This window comes from Burkholderia puraquae, from assembly GCF_002099195.1.
Classification (GTDB): Bacteria; Pseudomonadota; Gammaproteobacteria; order Burkholderiales; family Burkholderiaceae; genus Burkholderia; species Burkholderia puraquae.
Map to the genome: position 1 here is coordinate 14,806 of NZ_NBYX01000035.1, position 20,760 is coordinate 35,565.

14 protein-coding genes and 2 pseudogenes are annotated in these 20,760 nt (G+C 68.4%); 8 read left to right on the forward strand and 8 right to left on the reverse strand.

From position 1 onward, the window contains the following. The first annotated feature begins 12 nt into the window (after window positions 1–12). The 6 genes from B7G54_RS35620 (at window position 13) to B7G54_RS35645 (ending at window position 7,847) form a co-directional block, all read left to right on the forward strand. On the forward strand, window positions 13–1,293 hold the full coding sequence (locus tag B7G54_RS35620; protein WP_085043397.1) for a c-type cytochrome: 1,281 nt from the start codon (window positions 13–15) through the stop codon (window positions 1,291–1,293). Next, window positions 1,290–1,790 (forward strand): (2Fe-2S)-binding protein, encoded by a 501-nt coding sequence (locus B7G54_RS35625; protein WP_085043372.1) that lies wholly within the window; start codon window positions 1,290–1,292, stop codon window positions 1,788–1,790. Before B7G54_RS35620 ends, B7G54_RS35625 begins: the two co-directional genes overlap by 4 nt. Continuing rightward, a complete protein-coding gene (locus B7G54_RS35630; RefSeq protein ID WP_085043373.1) occupies window positions 1,790–4,051 on the forward strand; it encodes a xanthine dehydrogenase family protein molybdopterin-binding subunit in 2,262 nt (753 codons plus the stop codon). Before B7G54_RS35625 ends, B7G54_RS35630 begins: the two co-directional genes overlap by 1 nt. A 70-nt stretch (window positions 4,052–4,121) precedes the next feature. Further along, window positions 4,122–5,039 carry a LysR family transcriptional regulator gene (locus B7G54_RS35635; protein ID WP_085043374.1) on the forward strand — a complete coding sequence of 306 codons (918 nt, stop codon included), beginning with the start codon at window positions 4,122–4,124 and terminating at the stop codon, window positions 5,037–5,039. A gap of 324 nt (window positions 5,040–5,363) precedes the next feature. Then, complete coding sequence (locus tag B7G54_RS35640) at window positions 5,364–6,581, forward strand: MFS transporter (RefSeq protein WP_085043398.1); 1,218 nt, start codon at window positions 5,364–5,366, stop codon at window positions 6,579–6,581. 153 nt (window positions 6,582–6,734) lie between these two features. After that, a complete protein-coding gene (locus tag B7G54_RS35645) occupies window positions 6,735–7,847 on the forward strand; it encodes an alkene reductase (protein ID WP_085043375.1) in 1,113 nt (370 codons plus the stop codon). Window positions 7,848–7,935: 88 nt separating this feature from the next. On the opposite strand, the gene B7G54_RS35650 is transcribed toward B7G54_RS35645, so the two are convergent. The 3 genes from B7G54_RS35650 to B7G54_RS35660 form a co-directional block, all read right to left on the reverse strand. Beyond that, on the reverse strand, window positions 7,936–8,607 hold the full coding sequence (locus B7G54_RS35650) for an HD domain-containing protein (protein WP_085043376.1): 672 nt from the start codon (window positions 8,605–8,607) through the stop codon (window positions 7,936–7,938). Between the two features lie 95 nt (window positions 8,608–8,702). Then, window positions 8,703–10,583 (reverse strand): amidohydrolase, encoded by a 1,881-nt coding sequence (locus B7G54_RS35655; RefSeq protein ID WP_085043377.1) that lies wholly within the window; start codon window positions 10,581–10,583, stop codon window positions 8,703–8,705. Between the two features lie 157 nt (window positions 10,584–10,740). Further along, window positions 10,741–13,608, reverse strand: a complete 2,868-nt coding sequence (locus tag B7G54_RS35660) for an ATP-binding protein (RefSeq protein WP_085043378.1) — start codon at window positions 13,606–13,608, stop codon at window positions 10,741–10,743. A 396-nt stretch (window positions 13,609–14,004) separates the two neighbouring features. Here B7G54_RS35660 and B7G54_RS35665 point away from each other — a divergent pair, with 396 nt between their 5' ends. Continuing rightward, a complete protein-coding gene (locus B7G54_RS35665) occupies window positions 14,005–14,913 on the forward strand; it encodes a helix-turn-helix domain-containing protein (RefSeq protein WP_085043379.1) in 909 nt (302 codons plus the stop codon). A gap of 32 nt (window positions 14,914–14,945) precedes the next feature. On the opposite strand, the pseudogene B7G54_RS39920 reads toward B7G54_RS35665, so the two are convergent. After that, window positions 14,946–15,191 (reverse strand): annotated as a pseudogene (locus tag B7G54_RS39920) (MBL fold metallo-hydrolase); the annotation flags it as partial. 254 nt (window positions 15,192–15,445) lie between these two features. Here B7G54_RS39920 and B7G54_RS35675 point away from each other — a divergent pair. Then, on the forward strand, window positions 15,446–16,351 hold the full coding sequence (locus tag B7G54_RS35675) for a LysR family transcriptional regulator (protein WP_085043380.1): 906 nt from the start codon (window positions 15,446–15,448) through the stop codon (window positions 16,349–16,351). An 18-nt stretch (window positions 16,352–16,369) separates the two neighbouring features. Here B7G54_RS35675 and B7G54_RS35680 read toward each other — a convergent pair whose 3' ends face one another. The 4 genes and pseudogenes from B7G54_RS35680 to B7G54_RS35695 all read right to left on the reverse strand — a co-directional run bounded on the left by B7G54_RS35680 (window position 16,370) and on the right by B7G54_RS35695 (window position 20,753). Beyond that, a complete protein-coding gene (locus B7G54_RS35680; RefSeq protein ID WP_085043381.1) occupies window positions 16,370–17,839 on the reverse strand; it encodes an alginate export family protein in 1,470 nt (489 codons plus the stop codon). Beyond that, window positions 17,839–18,768 (reverse strand): VOC family protein, encoded by a 930-nt coding sequence (locus tag B7G54_RS35685; RefSeq protein WP_085043399.1) that lies wholly within the window; start codon window positions 18,766–18,768, stop codon window positions 17,839–17,841. The genes B7G54_RS35680 and B7G54_RS35685 overlap by 1 nt, the downstream gene beginning before the upstream one ends. Window positions 18,769–19,054: 286 nt before the next feature. After that, window positions 19,055–19,669: an HD domain-containing protein gene (locus tag B7G54_RS35690; RefSeq protein WP_085043382.1), complete on the reverse strand. Its 615-nt coding sequence runs from the start codon at window positions 19,667–19,669 to the stop codon at window positions 19,055–19,057. Window positions 19,670–19,732: 63 nt separating this feature from the next. Next, window positions 19,733–20,753: pseudogene (locus B7G54_RS35695) on the reverse strand (patatin-like phospholipase family protein). Window positions 20,754–20,760 lie beyond the last annotated feature (7 nt).

Below are 20,760 nucleotides of genomic sequence, written 5' to 3' on the forward strand. Positions count from 1 at the left end.
CGCGGAGCGCGCATGAAGCACAAACGACTCTGGTTCGGTGTGGCCGGCGTCGCGGTCGCCGGCCTGGCGATCGCGGCCGCCGTCATGATCCGGCCGTCGATCGCGCCGATCGATCCGCCCGCCCGCGCGTCGTTCGATCCGCAAAGCGTGCGGGCCGGCGCGCGCGTGGTCGCGCTCGGCGATTGCATCGTCTGCCATACGGCGAAGGACGGCAAGCCGTTCGCCGGCGGGCTGCCGCTCGCGACGCCGTTCGGCACGATCTACGCAACCAACATCACGCCGGACGCCGATACCGGTATCGGCCGCTGGTCGCGCGAGGCCTTCGCACGTGCGCTGCGCAGCGGGATCGCCCGCGACGGCCATCCGCTCTACCCGGCCTTTCCTTACATTCATTTCACGCGGATGTCCGACGACGACATCGCGGCCGCGTATGCGTACCTGATGACCCGCGAGCCGGTTCAGGCAAGGACGCCGAAGAACGACCTGATCTTCCCGCTCAACTTCCGCCCGCTGGTCGCGTTCTGGAACGTCATGTTCCTGCGCGAGGGCGCGTACACGCCGGACCCGTCGCAATCCGCGCAGTGGAATCGCGGCAAGGCGCTCGTCGACGGTCTCGGCCATTGCGCGTCCTGCCATTCGCCGCTGAACGCGATCGGCGGCGAACAGACGGGCAAGGCATTCGACGGCGGCCTCGTCGACGGCTGGGAAGCGCCGCCGCTCAATATGCTCGGCAACGCGGCACGTCCGTGGACGCAGGCGCAACTGGTGACCTACCTGCGCACCGGCCGTGCGAGCGAGCACGGCGCAGCCGCCGGACCGATGCTGCCCGTCACGCGCGATCTCGCGACCGTGCCGACGGAAGACGTCGAGGCAATCGCCGCGTACATCCTGTCGATCCAGAAACCTGGCCGTGCGCGCACCGGTGCCGTCGAAGCCGCGCGCCTGCCCGCGACGCCGGCCGGACAACGCGGATCGGTGCTGTTCCAGGCATCGTGCGCGCAGTGTCACGGGCCGGCGGCGCCGATGCAGTCGATCGGCGAGCGGCCGACGCTCGCGTTCAGCACGGCGGTTGCCGCGGACACGCCCCGCAATGCGATCCAGATGATGTTCAACGGCATCGGCTGGCACGGCGAGGACACGCTGAACTACATGCCGTCGTTCATCGACCAGTACGACGACCGCCAGATCGCGGACCTCGCCGCCTATATCCGCGAAACGTACTCGGATCGCCCCGCGTGGAACGGCGTCGAAGCCATGGCCGCGAAGCTCAGAAAGGAGGACAGCACGCGATGATCACCCTCACCGTCAATGGGGCGCGGCACACGCTCGACATCGATCCGTCCACGCCGCTCCTCTACGCGCTGCGCAACGACCTGCACCTGCACGGCGCGAAGTTCGGCTGCGGCCTCGGACAGTGCGGCGCCTGTACCGTGATCGTCGACGACAAGCCGATGTTCTCGTGCCTGATCCCGGTCTCCGCGGTCGGCGCGCGCAGCGTCAGAACCATCGAGAGCCTCGGCACCGCCGAGCGGCCGGGCAAGCTTCAGCAGGCGTTCATCGATCACCAGGCGGCGCAGTGCGGTTATTGCATCGCGGGCATGATCATGCGCGCGCAGGCGCTGCTCGAACGCAACCCGAAACCGACCGAACGCGAACTGCGCACTCACATGGAACCGAATCTGTGCCGTTGCGGTACCCACCTCCGGATCCTGGCGGCCGTGCGCCAGGTCGCGGGCCTGCCGGATCCGCAGCCGGCCGACGCTCCGGTCACGATCAGCAAAGGGCTCTGATGAACGCACCCGACGATATCGACGAAGGCCGCCGGCACTTCATGGTCTCAGGCGCGCTGTTCGTCGCGTTCAGTCTCGCGCCGGCCGCTCGTGCCGCCGCCGAGGTCGTGATCGCGGACGAAGGCGCGGCCGTCCACGTATCCAGTGCCACCGAAACGCTGGCCGGCAGCCTGAAGACCACCCCGCTGCTGGACGCGTGGATCAAGATCACGCCCGACGGCAAGGTCACCGTATTCACGGGCAAGGTCGAGCTCGGCACCGGCGTGCGCACCGCGTTGCTGCAGGTGGCGGCCGAGGAGCTGAACATGAAGCCCTCGCTGATCACGTTCCTGACCGCCGACACCGGCGCATCGCCGGACGAAGGCCTGACCGCCGGCAGCCATACGATGGCGGACAGCGGCTCCGCGCTGCTGAACGCCGCCGCGCAGGTGCGCGGGCTGCTGGTCGACGGCGCGGCGAAGCAGTTCGGCGTCGATCCGCGCAAGCTTACGGTCGCCGATGCGGTCATCAAGGCGCCGGACGGCCGAACGATGCGCTACGGCGATGCGGTCCGCATCGTCGACCTGCACCGCAACGCGACGCCGACGTCGCCGCTCAAGCCGCCGGCGACGTTCACCGTAATCGGCACGTCGCTGCCGCGCGTCGACATTCCGAACAAGGTCACGGGCGGCGTCAGCTACGTGCAGGACATGGAACTGCCCGGCATGCTGCATGCGCGCGTCGTGATGCCGCCGGTGTACGACGCGAAGCTGCAGTCGTTCGACGAAGCCGCGATCCTGAAGATGCCGGGCGTCGTGCGGATCGTGCGCAACGGCAGCATGCTGGCCGTCGTCGCCCAGGGCGAATGGCAGGCGGTCGTCGCGCAGCGCGCGCTGGCCGCCGGCAGCCGCTGGTCGGCGGGCCGCGCGTTGCCGGATCGCGCGACGGTCCATGAAGACCTGAAGCGCATCGCCACGCAGAACATCGAGATCGCCAACACGCATGCGGCCACCGCGCCGGCGGCGAAGACGCTGAGCGCCACGTTCCGGAAGAACTACCTGCTGCACGGCTCGATCGGGCCGTCCTGTTCGGTCGCCCATCTCGAGAACGGCACGCTGACCGTGTGGACCCACTCGCAGGGCGTGTATCCGCTGCGCGACGCGCTCGCCGAGATGCTGTCGATGCCGAAGGCGGCGATCCGCTGCATTCACACCGAGGGCTCCGGCTGCTACGGGCACAACGGTGCGGACGATGCTGCCGCGCACGCGGCGCTGATCGCGGCCGCGATGCCGGGCAAGCCGATTCGCGTCCAGTGGATGCGCGAACAGGAACACACGTGGGACCACTTCACGCCGGCCATGGTCACCGAGATCCGCGCGTCGCTCGACGCCGGCGGCCGTATCGTCGACTGGCAGTACGCGCTGTGGAGCAGCTCGCACAACGAACGCATCGTCAATGCCGGCAGGCTGCTGCCGGCGCGGATGCTCGAGCCGCCGTTCGTTCCCGCGCCGTCGACGCCGATGCTGCAGCCCGAGGGCGGCGGGGATCGCAATGCGATCCCGCTGTATGCGCTCCCGAACATGCACATCGTCAACCACTTCTCGCCGACGATGCCGCTGCAGACGTCGGCCATGCGCTCGCTCGGCGCGCATACGAACGTCTGGTCGATCGAAAGCTTCATGGACGAGCTCGCGCACGCGGCCGGCATCGATCCCGTCGAATTCCGGCTGCGCCACCTGCAGGACCACCGCGCGCGCCAGGTGATCAAGCTCGCCGCGACGAAATTCGGCTGGCCCCGCCCGCCGCGCGAACGCAACCGCGGCGTGGGCTTCGCGTTCGGCAAATACAAGAACCTGATGGCCTACGTCGCGATCGCGGTCGACATTTCGGTGGTGCCGGAAACGGGCCAGGTGACGCTCGACCATGCGGAAGTCGCCGTCGACGCGGGCCAGGTCGTGTCGCCGGACGGCATCCGCAACCAGATCGAAGGCGGGATCGTGCAGGCCGCCAGCTGGACGCTGTACGAGGCGCTGAACTACGATACGCAGCGCATTCGCAGCTTCGACTGGAGCAGCTACCCGATCCTGCGTTTCCAGGCGGCGCCGCAAAGCGTGAAGGTGCACCTGATCAACCGTCCCGGCGCACCGTTTCTCGGCGCGGCCGAGGCATCCATGGGGCCGACCGCCGGCGCGCTCGCCAACGCGATCTTCGACGCGACCGGCCAGCGCCCGCGCGACATGCCATTTGCCGGTGAAGGGCTCAGGAAACGCATCGACGCCTAGCGTCATCGCACCACCGATCGCGCCGGCACGAACCGGCACCGACACTCGACAGGCTGGAGATTTCTGAACGATGGATACCTTGCTTTCGATGCGCGTGTTTACGCGCATCGTCGAAACGGGCAGCTTCACGCGTGCGTCGGATACGACCGGGCTCACCACGCCGCGCGTGTCCGCCCTGCTGAGCACGCTCGAACAGCATCTCGGCTGCCGGCTGCTGAACCGCACGACGCGCCGCATCTCGCTGACCGAGGACGGCCAGGCTTACTACGAACGCTGCGTCGGCGTGCTGCGCGAAATCGACGACATGGAAGCGGCGGTCTCGCAGGCGCGCAACGTGCCGCGCGGCCGCCTGAAAGTGAACCTGCCGCCGGCCATGGCCAAGCAGATCATGGTGCCGGCGCTGCCCGAATTTCTTGCCGCCCATCCGAACATCTCGATCGAACTCGGCGTGACCGATCGCCAGATCGACCTCGTCGGCGAGGGCGTCGATTGCGTGGTGCGCATCGGGGCGCTCGACGACTCGGGCATGATCGCGAAACGGATCGGCAGCCTGACCACCTGCACGTGCGCGGCCCCCGCATATCTCGACCGATGCGGCGCGCCCGACACGGTCGACGATCTCGCGCAGCATGTCGCGATCAGCCACATCTCGGCCGATACCGGCCGCCCGCGCCCGTGGGACTATGTCGTCGACGGCGAAACGCGCATCGTGCAGATGTGCGGCACGGTCGCGGTCAACGACGCCGATACCTACATCGAGTGCGGCGTCGCGGGCATCGGCCTGATCAAGACGTCGCTCTACCTGGTCGAACCGTACCTGAAATCGGGGCGACTGCGCGAGGTGCTGACCGATTTCAACGCGCCGCCCCGGCCGATCTCGATCCTGTATCCGCCCAATCGGCATACGCCCGTCAAGCTCAAGATCTTCGTCGACTGGCTGGCCGACCTGTTCGCGCAGATTCCGACGCTGCAAGGGCAGCGCCGCTGAACGCGGCCACCGGCTGCCCTGCCCGGACGCGCGTCCCCGCCCCGACCGTTTTCACGCCCCGACACCGCGTGCGCCGCCGAACGGCCTCGCGAGCGTCGGCGCGCGCGGTTCGCCGCCTGTCCCGCCGCGCGGCGGCGCCGATGCCCGCGAGCTTTCCACGCCTTTGCGCGGCACGCAATGCTCGATTGCGCGACGGACGTATTCCGCTGTTGCCGCTCGATCAATAGTCTTGACGGCAATGCGGCGTGCCCGGCTCGCCGCTTGCGGAATCGCCACGCGCCGCCCGGCAAACGGGCGCCCGACATCTCGTTCAAGGAGTCGACCATGTCAACGGAATCCACCCCGCTCGCAGCCCACGGGCAGGCGGCCAGGCTCACGCAGGGCCTCATCGTGCTGTTCGCGTTCAGTTGCGGCGCGATCGTCGCGAACCTGTACTACGCGCAACCGATCACCGAACTCATCGCGCCCGGGCTGCACATGTCCGGCTCGGCGGCGAGCCTCATCGTGTCGCTGACGCAGATCGGCTACGCGCTCGGCCTGTTCTTCATCGTGCCGCTCGGCGACCTGCTCGAGAACCGCAAGCTGATGATCGTCACGGCCCTGATCTCGATCGCAAGCCTCGCAGCGGCCGCGGTGGCCCGGACGCCCGGCCTGTTCCTCGCGATCTCGCTGCTGATCGGCTTCAGTTCGGTCGCCGTCCAGATCCTGGTGCCGCTCGCCGCGCACCTCGCGCCGGATCACTCGCGTGGCCGGGTCGTCGGCACGATCATGAGCGGCCTGCTGCTCGGCATCCTGCTCGCGCGCCCGCTGTCGAGCGTGGTGGCCGACGCGTTCGGCTGGCGCTTCGTGTTCGCGGCCGCCGCGGGGCTGATGACGCTCGTGACGGCCGTGCTCGCGCTGACGATTCCGTCGCGCCGGCCCGAGCATCGCGCGACCTATTTCGCGCTGATCGGCTCGCTGCTGCACCTCGTTCGCACGATGCCGGTGCTGCGCCATCGCGCGTTCTACCAGGGCCTGATGTTCGCGTCGTTCAGCCTGTTCTGGACCGCCGTGCCGGTCGAGCTGACGCGCCACTACGGGCTGTCGCAATCCGCCATCGGCCTGTTCGCGCTGGTCGGCGCGATCGGCGCGACGTCGGCGCCGGTCGCCGGCCGCCTTGCGGATGCCGGCCATACCGTGCGGGCCACGCTGATCGCGCTGGTCGCCGGCGCACTGTCGTACGCCGTCGCGCTGATGCACGGCGCCGGCCTGTACGGCCTCGTCGTCACGGGCATCGTGCTCGATTTCGCCGTGCAGATGAACATGGTGCTGGGCCAGCGCGAGATCTACGCGCTGGATGCAACGAGCCGCAACCGCCTGAACGCGCTGTACATGACCAGCATCTTCGTCGGCGGCGCCGTCGGCTCCGCGCTCGCGAGCCCGCTGTACGAGCACGGCGGCTGGCCGCTCGTCGCGGCGGTCGCCGGTGCCTTCCCGATCGTCGCGCTCGCGCACTACCTCGCAATCGGGCGGCCGCACGCGCAACGTCACGCACGCGCCTGAACCGATGCCCGCGGCCGGTTGGCGAACGGATGCCGCCCGGGTCGTTCGGGCGCCGGAACGCTGCCGGTACATCTCCCCCGACTTTCCGCAGGACCCGCCGCTTGCCTCCGGGCGACGGCGGCGGCGCCCTGCTCCATGCACAAGGAATCCACCATGTCTTCCCTGCTCGACACCTACGATCTGCGCGGCTTGCCGCTTCCGAACCGAGTCGTGATGGGGCCGATGACGCGTTCGCGCGCGCCGTCACGCGGCCAGCCGACCGCGCTCATGGCCGAGTATTACGCACAGCGCGCATCCGCCGGCCTGATCGTCACCGAGGCGACCAACGTCAGCCACGCGTCCGCGGCATTCGAGCTGACGCCCGGGCTCGTCACCGACGAGCAGGCGGCCGGCTGGAAGCAGGTCACGGACGCGGTTCACGCGAACGGCGGCCGCATCTTCGCGCAGCTGTGGCACGGCGGCCGTGTCAGCTCGCTGGCGTTGCTCGACGGCCACGCGCCGCTGTCGCCGTCCGGCATCAACGACGACCTCGAGCATTTGCAGGTGTGGGCGCAGTTGCACAACGGCTATTACACGAAGATTCACGCGACGCCGTCGCGCGCGATGACGACCGACGAAGTCGCCGCGACGGTCGACGAATTCCGCTGCGCGGCCGCCCGCGCGATGGCGGCCGGCTTCGACGGCGTCGAACTCCACGCGGCCAACGGCTACCTGCCGCACCAGTTCCTGTCGTCGACGCTGAACCGCCGCGACGACCGCTACGGCGGCTCGGTCGCGAACCGCGCGCGCTTTCTCGAGGAAATCGTCGACGCGGTCGGCGACGTGATGCCGCGCAGCCGCGTGGGCGTGCGCATCTCGCCGTACGCGCAATACAACAACGTGCGGGATGCGGATCCGGATGCGACGTACGCGTACGTCGGCCGCATGCTCGACGAGGCGGGCGTCGCCTACCTGCACGCGGCCGATACCAACGGCTGGAGCGGCGAGCCCGACCTGCCGCGCATCATCGAGCACACGCGCAAGACCTTCGGCGGCACGCTGATCGTCAACGGCGGCATCACGCCGGACGCCGCGAATGCGCTGATCGATGCGGGCGACGCCGATCTCGTCGCATTCGCTCGCGCATACATCGCGAACCCGGATCTTGTCGAACGCATCGCCATGCACGCGCCGCTCGCCGCGCCGAAGTCGATCGGCTGGTATGGCGGCGACCGCGCGGGATACGTCGACTACGCGCGGCACGGCGCAGCGGAACCGGCCGCCTGAACCCCGCGGCGACGCGGCGGCCCGGCGCCATGCCCGGCACGACCGGCCGGCTGCGGCAGAAGCCGGCCGCCTCTTCGCCACGGCTCGTTCAGGCGTCGTTCCAGCGCGCACCGAGCACGCGACCGCAGAAATTCGGCCGGTGAAAATCCGGGTCGACCCGCTCGAGCACGTCGGCGCTCCATGTGCCGAACGTCGACGCGGGCCGGTGCGCGACTCCGCGCGCGACCGCATCGAGGAACGCGGCGCCGAATCCGTCGCCGCGCGGGTACGCGGCGAGCAGCGCGCGGCGCTCGTCGGCGGAATACGCGTCGAAGTTCGCGGCCATCAGGTCCGTCGCGACCGCGGACGACAACGCACGCGCCAGCGGCGACATGCGCGCGGCCACGCCAGGTGTCGTATGCAGCGCGATTGCGCGCCATACGTCGTCGCACACAGGCAGCGGCGACTGATGCCGCAGCAGGAACGCGTGCGCGGCATCGGCGCTGTCGAGCTCGTAGCGCGCGCTCGAGCGGCAATACGCGGCACTCAGGCCCATGTTCGCGTACATCGCAGCCACGTACAGCGCCTCGGCATCGCACGTCTCGCCCGCACGGCGCGCGGCGAGCGATGCGAGGACGAATACCCGGCAAGCGTGATTGGCGATCACGTGCGGCAGCGACGCGCGCGCGGCTTCGGCGGCCTCGATCGCGATCGGCGTCACCGGAATGCGGATGCCGGCGACTTCGTCATCCGACGGCGCGCTCGTGGGCGCAGCACTCATCTTGTCTCCTTGTGCCCCGTGCCGGGGCCGGAAAGTTGTTCATTCTTCGCTCGGCACGCGTCGAGGTGGCCCCCACACGTGCCGGTATCGATCGCCTAAAACGCTGGGCCAAGGCCACCGAATGCGTCGCGCGGCTCGACGAGTTCCGTGGCGGCCGCATGCAGGCGCCGCGCGAAACGGCGTCCGTATTCGCGCGCGAAACCGGTCTCGCGGCCGGCATCGGCCGCGTCGCGCGGCTGCGCCGACGCGGCCGGACGCCGCCGGCCGGTGCCGCCGAATTCGGCCACCGGCGACCACGCGGGACGCACCGGCAGCGGCGGCGGCGCCAGCGGCGCGAATTCGTCGTCCGCGTGCACGACCTTGCCGTCGACGATCGTCAGGACCGACGACAGGTGCTTGATGCGCGACTCGTCGATCGTGAAGTAATCGTCGGTCAGCACGGTGAAATCCGCATACCGGCCGGGTACCAGCGCGCCCTTGCGATCGTCTTCGTTCGAGAACCACGCGCTGCCCACCGTGTAGCGGCGCAGCGCCTCCATCCGGCTCAGCCGGTTGCCTTCCGGATACAGCACGGTGCCGCCGACCGTCCGCCCCGACACCATCCAGTACAACGACACGAACGGGTTGTAGCTCGCAATGCGAGTCGCATCGGAGCCGGCGCCGACCGGCAGGCCGGCCGCCAGCATCGCGCGGATCGGCGGCGTGCGCGTGGCGGCTTGTACGCCATAGCGCGCAACGAAGTACTCGCCCTGGAACGCCATCCGGTGCTGGACCGTCACGCCGCCGCCGAGCGCCGCGATGCGCGCGATGTTCGCATCCGAAATCGTCTCACAATGATCGAAGAACCAGCGCAGGCCGTCGAACGGAACATCGCGGTTCACGGCTTCGAGCACGTTCAGGAAGCGGCCGATCGATTCGTCGTACGTCGCATGCAGCCTGAACGGCCAACGGTGCCTGACCAGCAGCCGGACGACCGCGGTCAGCTCCGCCTCGAGCACGTCGGGCAGGTCCGGGCGCGGCTCGAGGAAATTGCCGAAATCCGCTGCGGAATACACCAGCAGTTCGCCGGCGCCGTTCATCCGCAGGAATGCATCGCCGTCGCCCGGCTTCGCCAGCGTCATCCAGCGCGCGTAGTCGTCGACTTCGCGCCCCGCATGCTGCACGAACAGGCTGTACGCGATGCGCACCGTCATTTCCCCGCGCTCGGCAAGCGCCATGATCGCGGCGTAGTCGTCCGGATAGGCCTGGGAATCGCCGCCGGCGTCGATCGCGCTGGTCACGCCGAGGCGGTTCAGTTCGCGCATGAAGTGCCGCATCGAATTCATCTGATCTTCGAAGCCGAGCTTGGGGCCCTTCTCGAGCGCCGCATGCAGGACGGCCATGTCCGGGCGCGCGATCAGCATGCCGGTCGGCCTGCCGGCACGGTCGCGCTGGATCTCGCCGCCGGGCGGATCGGACGTGTCGCGACCATAGCCGATCGCGCGCAGCGCGGCCGCGTTCAGCAGCGCGCTGTCGCCCAGATGCATCACGAAGACCGGCGTGTCGGGCGCGATCGCATTGAGTTCGGCCACCGTCGGCCCGCGCTTTTCCGCGAACTGGAATTCGGTCCAGCCGCCGACGACGCGCACCCACTGCGGCGCAGGCGTGCGCAGCACCTGGCGACGCAGCATGCAGAGCGCCTCGGCCAGCGTCGACACGCCGTCCCAGCGCAGCTCCAGGTTGAAATTCAGGCCGCCGCGAATCACGTGCAAGTGCGAGTCGTTCAGCCCCGGGATCACGGTGCGGCCGTTCAGGTCGATGTGCAGCGTGTCGTCGCGCACGTGGCGCATGACCTCGTGCCCGCTGCCGGCCGCGAGAATCCGGCCATCCTTCACCGCGAGCGCGGTCACGAACGACCGCGTGTCGTCCTGCGTCGCGATCTTGCCGTTGTAGACGATGAGGTCCGCCGATTCCGCGGATTGCGTCACCTTAAGCACCTTCAGCCTCCCCGCTCGCGCCGCAGGCCGGCATACGGCCGCATGCGGCATCCCTGCGGCTTGACGTTACACGGACCATCCACCCTCCCTTGAATGTTGAACGATCGGACAGCCGGCCGCGGTGCGCGGGCGCGTCCTTCCCGGGCCATGCCCGCCGTCACGCCGCCGATTGCATCGCATCCACGGTCTCGTGCCGCATGCGCGCATCGCCCGCCGGCCGCATCGGCTCCGGGCGGATGAAGCTCTGCACCCGCGCCAGGCGGCGCACGTCGAACGCGCGCGATTGCGGGTCGACGTGCCCGGACAGGTTGGCCACCAGCGACGACGCCTGCCCGATACGCCCGCGCTCGATCAGATGATCGGCAAGATCGAGCGTGCCGCGCAGTGCCCACATCGCCGCGCCCTGCCCGTTTGCGGCATGGATCGCCATCAGGAGATGCCGGTGCCCGTCCGCTTCGCACGCGATCGCGCGCTCCGCGTCGGCCGTGCGTGCCTGTTCGAGCATCACCAGGCCCCTGACACGCAGCAGTTCCGGCACGAACAGATGCTCGCCCCGCGCGCGGCAGCACGCGAGCGTCGCGTCGAGCTTCACGCGGGCCTCGGCAGCACGCCCCGTGCGCGTCAGCCCTTCCGCATACGCGACCACCAGCGGCGCGAGCAGGCGCCGGAATCCGCTCGCCTCGATGCGCCGCAGCGCGGGTTCGAGCCGCGCCATCCCGGCGCCGGGATGGCCGGCCTGCATGTCGAACTGTCCCGCAAGACATTCCGCGTGGCTGAGCCAGATGTCGAACCCGTTCGCCTCGGCGGTCGATCGCAGCGCCGCGAGATAGTCGGTGATCACGTCGTGATCGCCATAACGCAATGCGATCGGCACGGCCGCGGCGCCGAGCACGATGCACAACGCCAGCGCCGACCCGCTACGCCGTGCGGATTCGACCGCCTGCGCACCGAGCCGCATCGCATATTCCGGATCGCCCTGCATCCAGACGAGCCGCGCCAGCATCGTCCGGCCGAGCGTCGCAACGTCGACGCCGAGCACCGCTACCGCGCAAGGCGGCTCGCCTGCTTCGGCCAGCTCGGCCATCGCCGCCTCCAGCCGCTCGCGCGCCTGCGCATGCTCGCCGAAGTAATGCAGCGACGTCGCGACCATCGCGCTCGCCAGCACCCGTTGCGACCGGTCGCCGCGCCGCTCGGCAGCCCGCTCGAAGCGCATCGCATAGCGCAGCGATTCGGGAATGTCGGCACGCACCAGCATCGTGTTCCACAGCCCGACCAGTGCGCACGCGTCGAATGCATCGTCGCCGACCCGCCCGGCGAGACCGAGCGTGCGCTCCCACATTGCGGCGACGGTCTGCGTATCGCCGTCCGTATGCAGAAGCGCCGACGCGTAGGCGGCGCGCAATCGCATCTCGCGCGCCGCGTCGACGGCCCCGAGCGCGCCGGCGTCGATTGCATCGAGCACGCGCCTCGCCGGTATCGAACAGTCGCGCATTCGCGCCGGCTCCCGCAATGCGAGCGCCAACGCGTCGGCTTCCGGGACGGGCGGCTCGACCGCCGCGGCAACGGGCCCGGGCGCACTGGCCAGGCGCGCGGCTTGCGCGTGAGCCGACGCGCGGGCTTGCGCTTGCGCGTGTTCATGACGCGCATGACGCTCGGCGATGCGTTCGAACTCGCCCTCGTCGTGCAATTTCTCGAGGGCGTATGCGCGCGTCGATTCGGTCAGGCGGTAGCGCACGTGCGCGCCGTTGAACTCGACGGTCACCAGCGACTTTGCGACCAGTTCGCCGAGCACCGCGGTCATGTCGGCGGCGGACATGGCGGGATCCATCGCGACTTCGCGAGCGGCATCGAACGTGAATGGGCCGACGAAGCACGCCATCCGGCGAAACAGCGAACGCGCGGCCGGATCCAGCAACACGTAGCTCCAGTCGAACGTCGCGCGCAGCGTCTGGTGGCGCGGCAACGCGGAACGCAGCCCGCCCGTCAGCAGGTTCAGGCGGTCGTCGAGGCGCGACGCGACACCCTCGAGCCCGAGCGTCGCCACGCGCGCGGCGGCCAGCTCGATGGCAAGCGGCAGCCCGTCGAGCCGCCGGCAGATATCGCCGATCAGCCTCATGCCGTCGGCGTCGACCGCGCAATCGGGCATGGCCGCGCGAATGCGTGCCAGGAACAGCTCGACGGCCGCATGACGCCCGATCTCGTCGACCGTGGCAGCGCCATCGGGCACCGCCAGCGGACTCACGCGAAACACGGCTTCGATCGAGATATGAAGGGGTTCGCGACTCGTCACGAGCACCCGCAGCGGCGCGGCACGCGCGGTCAGCGACTCGACGAGATCGGCAACCAGGTCGACGACATGCTCCGCGTTGTCGAGCACGAGCAGGTTGCGCGAGACGGCGAATGCATCGCCGATGCGCTCGACGGCCGGCACGCCATCCGTCTCGAGCCCCAGTTCCGCGGCAATCGCGAGCAGCACGTCGTCGCGCGTCGTGGCACGCGCCAGTTCCACGAACAGCACGCGCTCGCCAGCCCGGCTGCGCAGCACGTGCGCAATCCGGCCGGCCAGACTCGTCTTGCCGATCCCGCCCGCGCCGACGAGCGTGACGACCGGCACACGGTCGATCATGTCGACGATCTGCTCGATCTCGGCCCGGCGCCCGACAAACGGGGTCGGGCCCGCCGCGTCGGCGTCTGGGGCCGCGGCGGCCGGGCGCGGCGTCACCGCGTGCTCGACCGGCGGATTCGCGATCAGCAGGTACCCGCGGCCCGGGACGGTCTTGATCAGGTCGCGGCTCGCGCCGAGCGCCTTGCGCAACGTCGCGACATGAACCTGCAGCCGGTTTTCCTCGACGATCAGGCCCGGCCAGACGGCATCCATGATGTCGTCCTTCGACACGACGGAACCGTTGGCGCGATGCAGTACTTCAAGTATGTCGAGCGCGCGCGCGCCGATGCGCAGCGATGCGCCGTGACGGCGAATGTCCCGCTGCTCGAAATCCACCGACAAAGCCCCGATCTGGATCATGGCCGCCTCCAGGTTCCCCACGATGACCGCCAGTGAACGCAGCAGATCATCGGGGCGTGAGTCCGCCCCGGCCTGCCCTTCAGGGCGGGTTCAAGGTCTCGAAAAAGTAGGCCGAGTGTAAACGCGGCATTTTCAAAAATCTTGAACGAAAATGCGCTGCTGCCCCCCGCCGGCCGCCGCCGCCGGCCCAGCGCGGCGCGAATGCGGATCGGGCGATATCATTCGGAATCGCGTGTTTGCGTGCCGATCGTGCCCCGGCACCGCGCGCAGCGGTCCGCTGCAAGCATTTCGTCAAGCAGCGGACATTTGTTCAAGTTATCTTCGGCCTATCGCCCCGCTGTATGTACTGGACGCAAGGACGCTTGCCCGCCGTCCGACTCCGAAGGATTTTCCGACATGCCAGACCCTCTCGTCGCACCACCGGCGGCACCGCCGAAAGACACGCTCGGATGCATCGCGAGCCTGCTGTCCAAGGACATTGAAAGATCCGCAGGCGGCCTGACGCTCCACCGCAAATGCATGCGCGACGAACAATTCGAGCGCATCGAGATGACGGCGAGCGATCGCGGCTTCCTCGTCGGCGTGTCGCTGAATGACGGCCACCGGCGAACGATCCACCGCGGGTCCGGCAAATCCGAGCGGTGGTTTCAGCGCAACTCCATCTACGTGCGCGACTTTTCCCGGAATTTCCGCGCCGACCTGTACGGCAAGTTCGATTTCGTCCTCGTCGAGCTGTCGCATCGCTACCTGGACGACCTCGCCCGCGAGCACGACGGCCTGGAAATCGGCGGCTTGAGTTGCGCGCCCGACGTGCAGGACCCGGTGCTGGGCCATCTCGCGCACGCGGTCGCCGACAGCCTCGACGGGCCCGGCGCGCTGAACGCGTTGTTCGTCGAACAGATGGGGCTCGCGATCGGCACGCACCTGGCCTGCCGTTACGGCAATGCGCGCGCACGCGACCTGCAGCGCAAGGGTGTGCTGTCGCCGGCCAAGGTCGCGCTCGCCCAGGAGCTTCTGATGGAGAAGGCGAACCTCGGCGTGTCGATCGAGGAAGTCGCGAACGAGTGCGGCCTGTCGCGCGGCTACTTCATCCGCGCGTTCTCGCGAACGACCGGGCGCACACCGCATCAATGGCTGCTCGAACAGCGCGTGGCCCGTGCCCGCCAGCTGATCGAGACGACCGACATGACGCTCGCGGAAATCGCGGTGGTCTGCGGTTTCGCCGACCAGAGCCACCTGAACCGCATCTTCGCGCGCATCGTCGGCCATCCGCCCGGCGCATGGCGGCGCGGCATGTCGCGCTGAGCCGGTTGTGCCGCCTGCCTGATCGCCCCCTGTCGCAGCGGCGCCGCATCGTCGTTGAGCGGCACCCAGTCGTACCGTTCGCCGTCTTGACGCAAATGCCCGAGCCCGGGAAACGCGATGTGCGCGGCACCGACCCTATGCCGCCTGTCCGCGACGCGCTCGAGCGCGTCGCGCCGGGTGCGGCGAGCCGCATCAGCATCGCTGTCGTACTGGCCGGTCGCAGCAGGATCCTGCCACCGGATCGCCGCAACGTGCACGACGTCGCCCCACGCGAGCAGCATGTTGCACAAACGCGCGACGCAGGCGCACCCGTTGAAGTTCTTCTGTCCGATTCCAGTTTGCGTATCGACATTACGCGACGTCACGCGACGTCATGCGTTGACGCCGAGCTTGCCCATCAGGATCCTGAATGACCCCGAGCGGCACATGAATCGTTCTGAAGACGGCACCCGGTGCGATCCATGCCGTCGGCCGGGCGATAGAATCCGGACGGCATGCAACACATCGTTGCGACACGCACAAAGACGACGACATGGACAAATTCTCCGCGCTGCGCGCGTTCGTGGAAGTAGCGGAAGCCGGCGGCTTCTCCAGCGCGGGACGGCGCCTCGATCTCGCGGCCTCGTCGGTGGTGCGTGCGGTGGACGCGCTCGAGGCATCGCTCGGCACCGTGCTGCTGAACCGCACGACACGACAGGTCACGTTGTCCGATGCCGGCGCCGTCTACTACGCACGGGCGAAGCGGCTGCTGGAGGAACTCGCGGAGGCCGATGCACTCGTCGCCGATCGCGGTGACGAGCCGTCCGGACCGCTGCGCGTGTCCGTGCCGGTCGCGTACGGCAGGCGCCGCATCGCACCGCACGTCGCCGCATTCCTCGCGCGCTACCCGAAGCTCGACGTGGATCTGCAACTCACCGACGAGCGCGTCGATCTCGTCGCCGGCCGGATCGACGTCGCGATCCGGCTCGGCGAAGCGGCGCCGTCCGCGGAGGTCGTCGCGCGCCCGCTCGGCACGTTCCAGCGGTACGTCGTCGCGAGCCACGACTATCTCGATGCGCACGGCACGCCGTCCACGCCGGGCGGGCTGGCCGATCACGCGTGCCTGCGCTTTCATTTCGGCGGCGACCAGCAGGCCTGGTCATTCGCCGATGCGCACGGCGCGACAAAGGTGCTCGTCGCCGGGCGATTCAAGTCGAACCACAGCGAAGTATTGCGCGAGGCCGCGCTCGGCGGCGCCGGCATCGCGCTGCTGCCCGACTGGCTCGTCGGCGCCGACGTCCGGTCGGGCCGCTTGCGCAGGCTCTTCGAGCAGTACGACGTCACGCCCGATACGGCCCGCTCGGTCGTCACCGCGCTCTACCTGCCGAATCAGCGAGGCTCGAAGCGCGTCACGGCGTTCATGGATTTCGTCGAAGCGCTGACTCGCGCGCCGTACTGAATCGCACGGCGCGCCGCATTACCAGCCGAACTTGGCCTCCATGCCGACGTAGTCGGCATTGCGTGCGCCGAGCGCGCGAATCGAGTCGGCAATCTGGAAGTGCACGGCCTCGACGGCCAGCGCCACGTTCGCATTCACGAGCCAGTCCACGCGTGCCTGCGCATACATGCCCGTCCACCCGCCGCCCTTTCCGGCCGTGCCGGGCACCGCCGACATCCCCTGGCCGTAGATCGCGTCGGCCGTCGTCGCGCGCCACTGGAAACCGACCGCGGTCAGCACCGTCACGTTGCTCGCCGGCTTGAACGTCAGCGACGGCTTCACGTGAATCAGGTTGCTGTAGCCCGTGTAGCCGGCAAGCGTGAAGTAGTAGCCGTTCGGGAACAGCGGGTTGAAGGTGCCCATGCGCCCGTCGCCGGGATGCGTGTCGCCCGACGCGCCGTCGACCTGGATGCCGATGCGCGGCGTGCCCGGCGCCTGCGAGAACGTATAGCCGCCCAGCGTGCCGAACGCCCATGCGCCGATCGTGTCCGGTCCGATGCGCCCCGTCTGCAGCATCGCCTCGGCGTCCCAGTCCAGCTGCCCCGACTTGCCCGCGTAGCGCACGTCGAATACGTCGCGCCGTTCGGTGCCGGCCCCGGCGAGATAGCGTGCGTTATCGCGCGTATAGCGCGACCAGTAGGCCGACAGGTCGCCGGGCCCCACGCCGGATCGCTCGAAGCGAACGCCGTCGAATCTCAGGTGACGGTTCGACACGTCGTCGAACACCGCGTCGTTGCGATATTGCACCGGGCGCGTCACATAGCCGATCAGCCGCCATTTGCCGATTTCGTAATCGGCCCACAGTGCGTCGAATGCCTGGCGCACGTTGGGCCCGTCGCGCACCGACACGAACCGCTGCAAGTCGAATGCCATCTCCTGCCGGCCGATGCGGGTCTTGAACGTGCCGCCGCCCAGCTGGTCGACATACGCGACGAACGCCTGCTCGATGTCGAGCCGGTTGCGATCGACCGTCCCGACCGTATCCTTGCCGAACGGCCGCGCATCCTCGAACTGGACGAACGCCTGGAAATGCCCGGCAACGCGCAGGTCCGCATGCACGTTCGCGCGCTGGATCACGTAATTGTCGTCGTGCGCGGCGCCGAGCCCGAACAGCGGCGCATTGTTCAGCTCGAAGCGCTCGCGCAGGTTCGCGCCGAGCGACAGGTAGGTCGACGGGTCGCCGCCCAGCGGAATGTACTTCAGCGCATCGAACGGCTTGTGCGGCACGCACGGATTCGCGAGGACCGACCAGTCTTCCTGCCAGCGGTTGAACAGCACGGTGGGCCGCTTCGCGGTACACGACGTGCCGCCGGCCGAGGACGGCGCCGATGACGGTGCCGACGATGCGTCGGCACCGGCCGCCGTACCGGCATACGTCGCAGCGCCCGCCGCCAGTACGGCGGCCGGCAGCATGCCCCGCCATGCGCGTTTCCCTGGCCGGCGTCCCATCACTTCGACCGCGCGTGGATCTCGGCGACATAGCCGCCCGGGAACTGCACGAGCGCCGCGTCGCGGCCGTCCGACGTGAACGTCGGGACGAGCACGGTCACGCCGGCCGCCTGCGCCTGCTTCAGCGTCGCGGCGAGATCGGGCACTTCGTAGCCGGTCATCTCGCGGCCGAACGGATAGGGCAGGTGACCATCCGTCGCGAGCACGGTCATCTTGCCGAAGCCCGATTCGATGCGGATGCGGCGGTACGTGTCGTTCGGCCGGCCGATCTCGACGCCCGGCGCATGGCGCACGTCCGACACGATCTTGCCACGCGAGAACGCGACGAAGTCGTGCACCAGCTTGTTCGCGCTTTCCGGCGACACGTACACGCGGTTTTCCGGCACGGTCTGCAGCGCGTCGTAATGCGGCGCCTCGGTATGCCAGTACAGCTGCATGTTCAGGCCGCCGGGCCAACGGACGATTGCGTCGCGGCCGATCGGGTCAGGGAACGTATCGACGATCACGTCCGCGCCGTGCGCACGCGCCGATTTCACGGCGACGTCCAGGTCGGTGACGAGATAGCCGGTGCGCTCATCACAGAACGGGTACGGAATCGGCGTCTTGAAGCCGAACACCGAAATCGTGCCGACCGGCGTGAGCACGAGCTGCGACATCGTCTGGCTCGGCGTCGGCGTGACCTGGAACACGCCCTGCTTCGACTTCTTGCCGCCGAACGTCGCGACGAAGCTGTCGGTAAAGCGGTCGAAATCTTCCGGCGCGACGCATACGTGCGTCGTATCGTATTGCGGGCCGACCGCGACGGCCGGTACACGCCCGGACGCAGAATCGACCAGGCGCGTCGTATCGGCATGGGCTGCTGCAGTCGTCAGCAATGCGCCGAACACGGCGGTCGTCAGCAATAGTTGTCGCAACTTCGGGGCAATCATCGAGTTCTCCTTGAGCTTGCCGACTGGCGCACGGCCCGTGCGGCGGTTCGTCAGCAAGACTAGTGAAGATGAGCCTTAAAGTCATGGCGGCATCCTGAATTTTTCTGAATGGGCGGCGCGAGATCGTGGCGCGGGCGCGTCCGGCGCGACGGGCGTGCCGCGCCCATCGGGGGCGCACGGTGCGATGCGTGCCGGAACGTGCCGGTGCCGGCAACGCCGAATCGTGACGCAGGCCGGCCAGGGCGAGGCAGGCATTCGTGCACGACTTCATCGATCACGCGCGTCGTCACGCCCCAATCGGCAAGCCCAGCCGCCAGCTCAGATTGCTGCGCGCACGCGCCTCGCAGCGCGTATAAAAGAAATCCGTCAGATATATGCGCGGGCGGACGAGCAGCGAGCGAAGCATCGTCCGTTCATGAAGGTCGTAACCCCGGTCGTCGAGATCGGGGCGCTCGGCCCGGAGCAGGCGGCCGTCGTCGCGAAATCGCCTGCGGGAAGCGCCCAGCACGGCCAGGTCGATGTCGCACACGAAACGGGTATCCAGTTCGGCAACGGCTCCCGCGTGGGTCGTCGCGAGAATCATCGCGCAGATCCGGTCGCATGCACCGATCTGCCCCGCTGCCAGGTGCCGGAACCAGTCGGCGCTGCGCTGCTCGTTGTTCTTCGCGCCCGGCACGTAAATCACGTCGTGGAACCAGAGCGCGAGTTCGACCACATCCGGTTCGGGAATCCAGTCACGCGCGAGGTCGACATGACGCAGGCATCGCCGCACATGCACGAGCGTATGGTAATGCCGCGCCGGCTCCGAATAGCTTCGCGCCAGCGTGTCGTAGACATACTCGGCATGTTTGCCGCCGCTGCACGACCACAGCGCGACGAACCGCGCCTGCGTCTGGTTCACGTTCGCTCCTTGGCCCGTGGCGGCACCACACGATCGCCCCGCGCCGACGTTACCGCGATGCGCTCAGAGAAATTCCCTGCGAATGTCGATGCTCGACCGCTGTCCGATGTTGCCGTAGCGATGCGCGAGCCATGCATCCGCCTCGCGTCGTCCGTGGTCATGCAGCTCGCTCAGAAATCCCCAGTCCGCGTTGTACTTGCTCGATACGCTCAACGCGCTCAGCGCATCGTCGGCGCGAATGGAATGGATCAGCATTTCCTTCATCTCGCCGCGCTTGATCGTGTCTTGCTGGATCAGGTCGGTGACGAACGCGATGGCTCGCATCTCGCGCATCAGCGACGAGTTGAAACTGATCTCGCTGATACGGTTGAGGATCTCCGCTGCCGTGACGGGTACGCCGCGGCGCACGAGCGGATTGATGTGCACGATCACGACGTCGCGCGTCGTGCAGTTGTAGATGAGCGGATAGATGGCCGGATTGCCCATGTAGCCGCCGTCCCAGTAGAACTCGCCGTCGATCGTGACCGCCTGGAACAGCGTCGGCACAGACATGCGCTCCCGTGAAGATGCGGATCTTCCCCGTCTCGACGTTGGTTGCGCTGAGATACAACCGGATCGGACAGTGCTTGCGCAGCGCGTCGAAGTCGACCTGGCTTTCGAGCACTTCGCGCAGCGGATTCAGGTTGTTCGAATTGAACTGATAAGGCGAGAAAACGCGCAGCATCATATCGGCAAACGCATAGAGCGGCGAATGATCGAGCCCGAAGCTGTGCGTGCCCTTCAGCCACGGCGCCCAGCGCAACGGGTTGTAGCGCTCCGCCGATCGGGCGACCGCCTGCCAGAAATCGTGCAGTGCCTGACGCGCGCCGTCCTCGCCCCCCTTCAGCAGCCCGTACGCGAATACGGTGGCGTTCATTGCGCCGGCGCTGGTCGCACTGACACCCTCGATGTCGAGCCTGCCGTCTTCAAGCAGCCGGTCGAGCACGCCCCAGGTGAACGCGCCGTGCATCCCGCCCCCCTGCAGCGCCAGCGCGATCTGTTTGCGCGAACCGTCGTCGCGGCGTCTCGTGTGCGTGGTTGTCATGCCCGTC

Excerpts from the sequence above, each read along its gene's own strand:
- B7G54_RS35675 (WP_085043380.1), top strand. The coding sequence starts at position 15,446 with ATGGACAAATTCTCCGCGCTGCGCGCGTTCGTGGAAGTAGCGGAAGCC.
- B7G54_RS35630 (WP_085043373.1), top strand. The coding sequence starts at position 1,790 with ATGAACGCACCCGACGATATCGACGAAGGCCGCCGGCACTTCATGGTC.
- B7G54_RS35650 (WP_085043376.1), bottom strand. The coding sequence starts at position 8,607 with ATGAGTGCTGCGCCCACGAGCGCGCCGTCGGATGACGAAGTCGCCGGC.
- B7G54_RS35660 (WP_085043378.1), bottom strand. The coding sequence starts at position 13,608 with ATGATCCAGATCGGGGCTTTGTCGGTGGATTTCGAGCAGCGGGACATT.
- B7G54_RS35665 (WP_085043379.1), top strand. The coding sequence starts at position 14,005 with ATGCCAGACCCTCTCGTCGCACCACCGGCGGCACCGCCGAAAGACACG.
- B7G54_RS35680 (WP_085043381.1), bottom strand. The coding sequence starts at position 17,839 with ATGGGACGCCGGCCAGGGAAACGCGCATGGCGGGGCATGCTGCCGGCC.
- B7G54_RS35620 (WP_085043397.1), top strand. The coding sequence starts at position 13 with ATGAAGCACAAACGACTCTGGTTCGGTGTGGCCGGCGTCGCGGTCGCC.
- B7G54_RS35640 (WP_085043398.1), top strand. The coding sequence starts at position 5,364 with ATGTCAACGGAATCCACCCCGCTCGCAGCCCACGGGCAGGCGGCCAGG.
- B7G54_RS35645 (WP_085043375.1), top strand. The coding sequence starts at position 6,735 with ATGTCTTCCCTGCTCGACACCTACGATCTGCGCGGCTTGCCGCTTCCG.
- B7G54_RS35685 (WP_085043399.1), bottom strand. The coding sequence starts at position 18,768 with ATGATTGCCCCGAAGTTGCGACAACTATTGCTGACGACCGCCGTGTTC.
- B7G54_RS35625 (WP_085043372.1), top strand. The coding sequence starts at position 1,290 with ATGATCACCCTCACCGTCAATGGGGCGCGGCACACGCTCGACATCGAT.
- B7G54_RS35635 (WP_085043374.1), top strand. The coding sequence starts at position 4,122 with ATGGATACCTTGCTTTCGATGCGCGTGTTTACGCGCATCGTCGAAACG.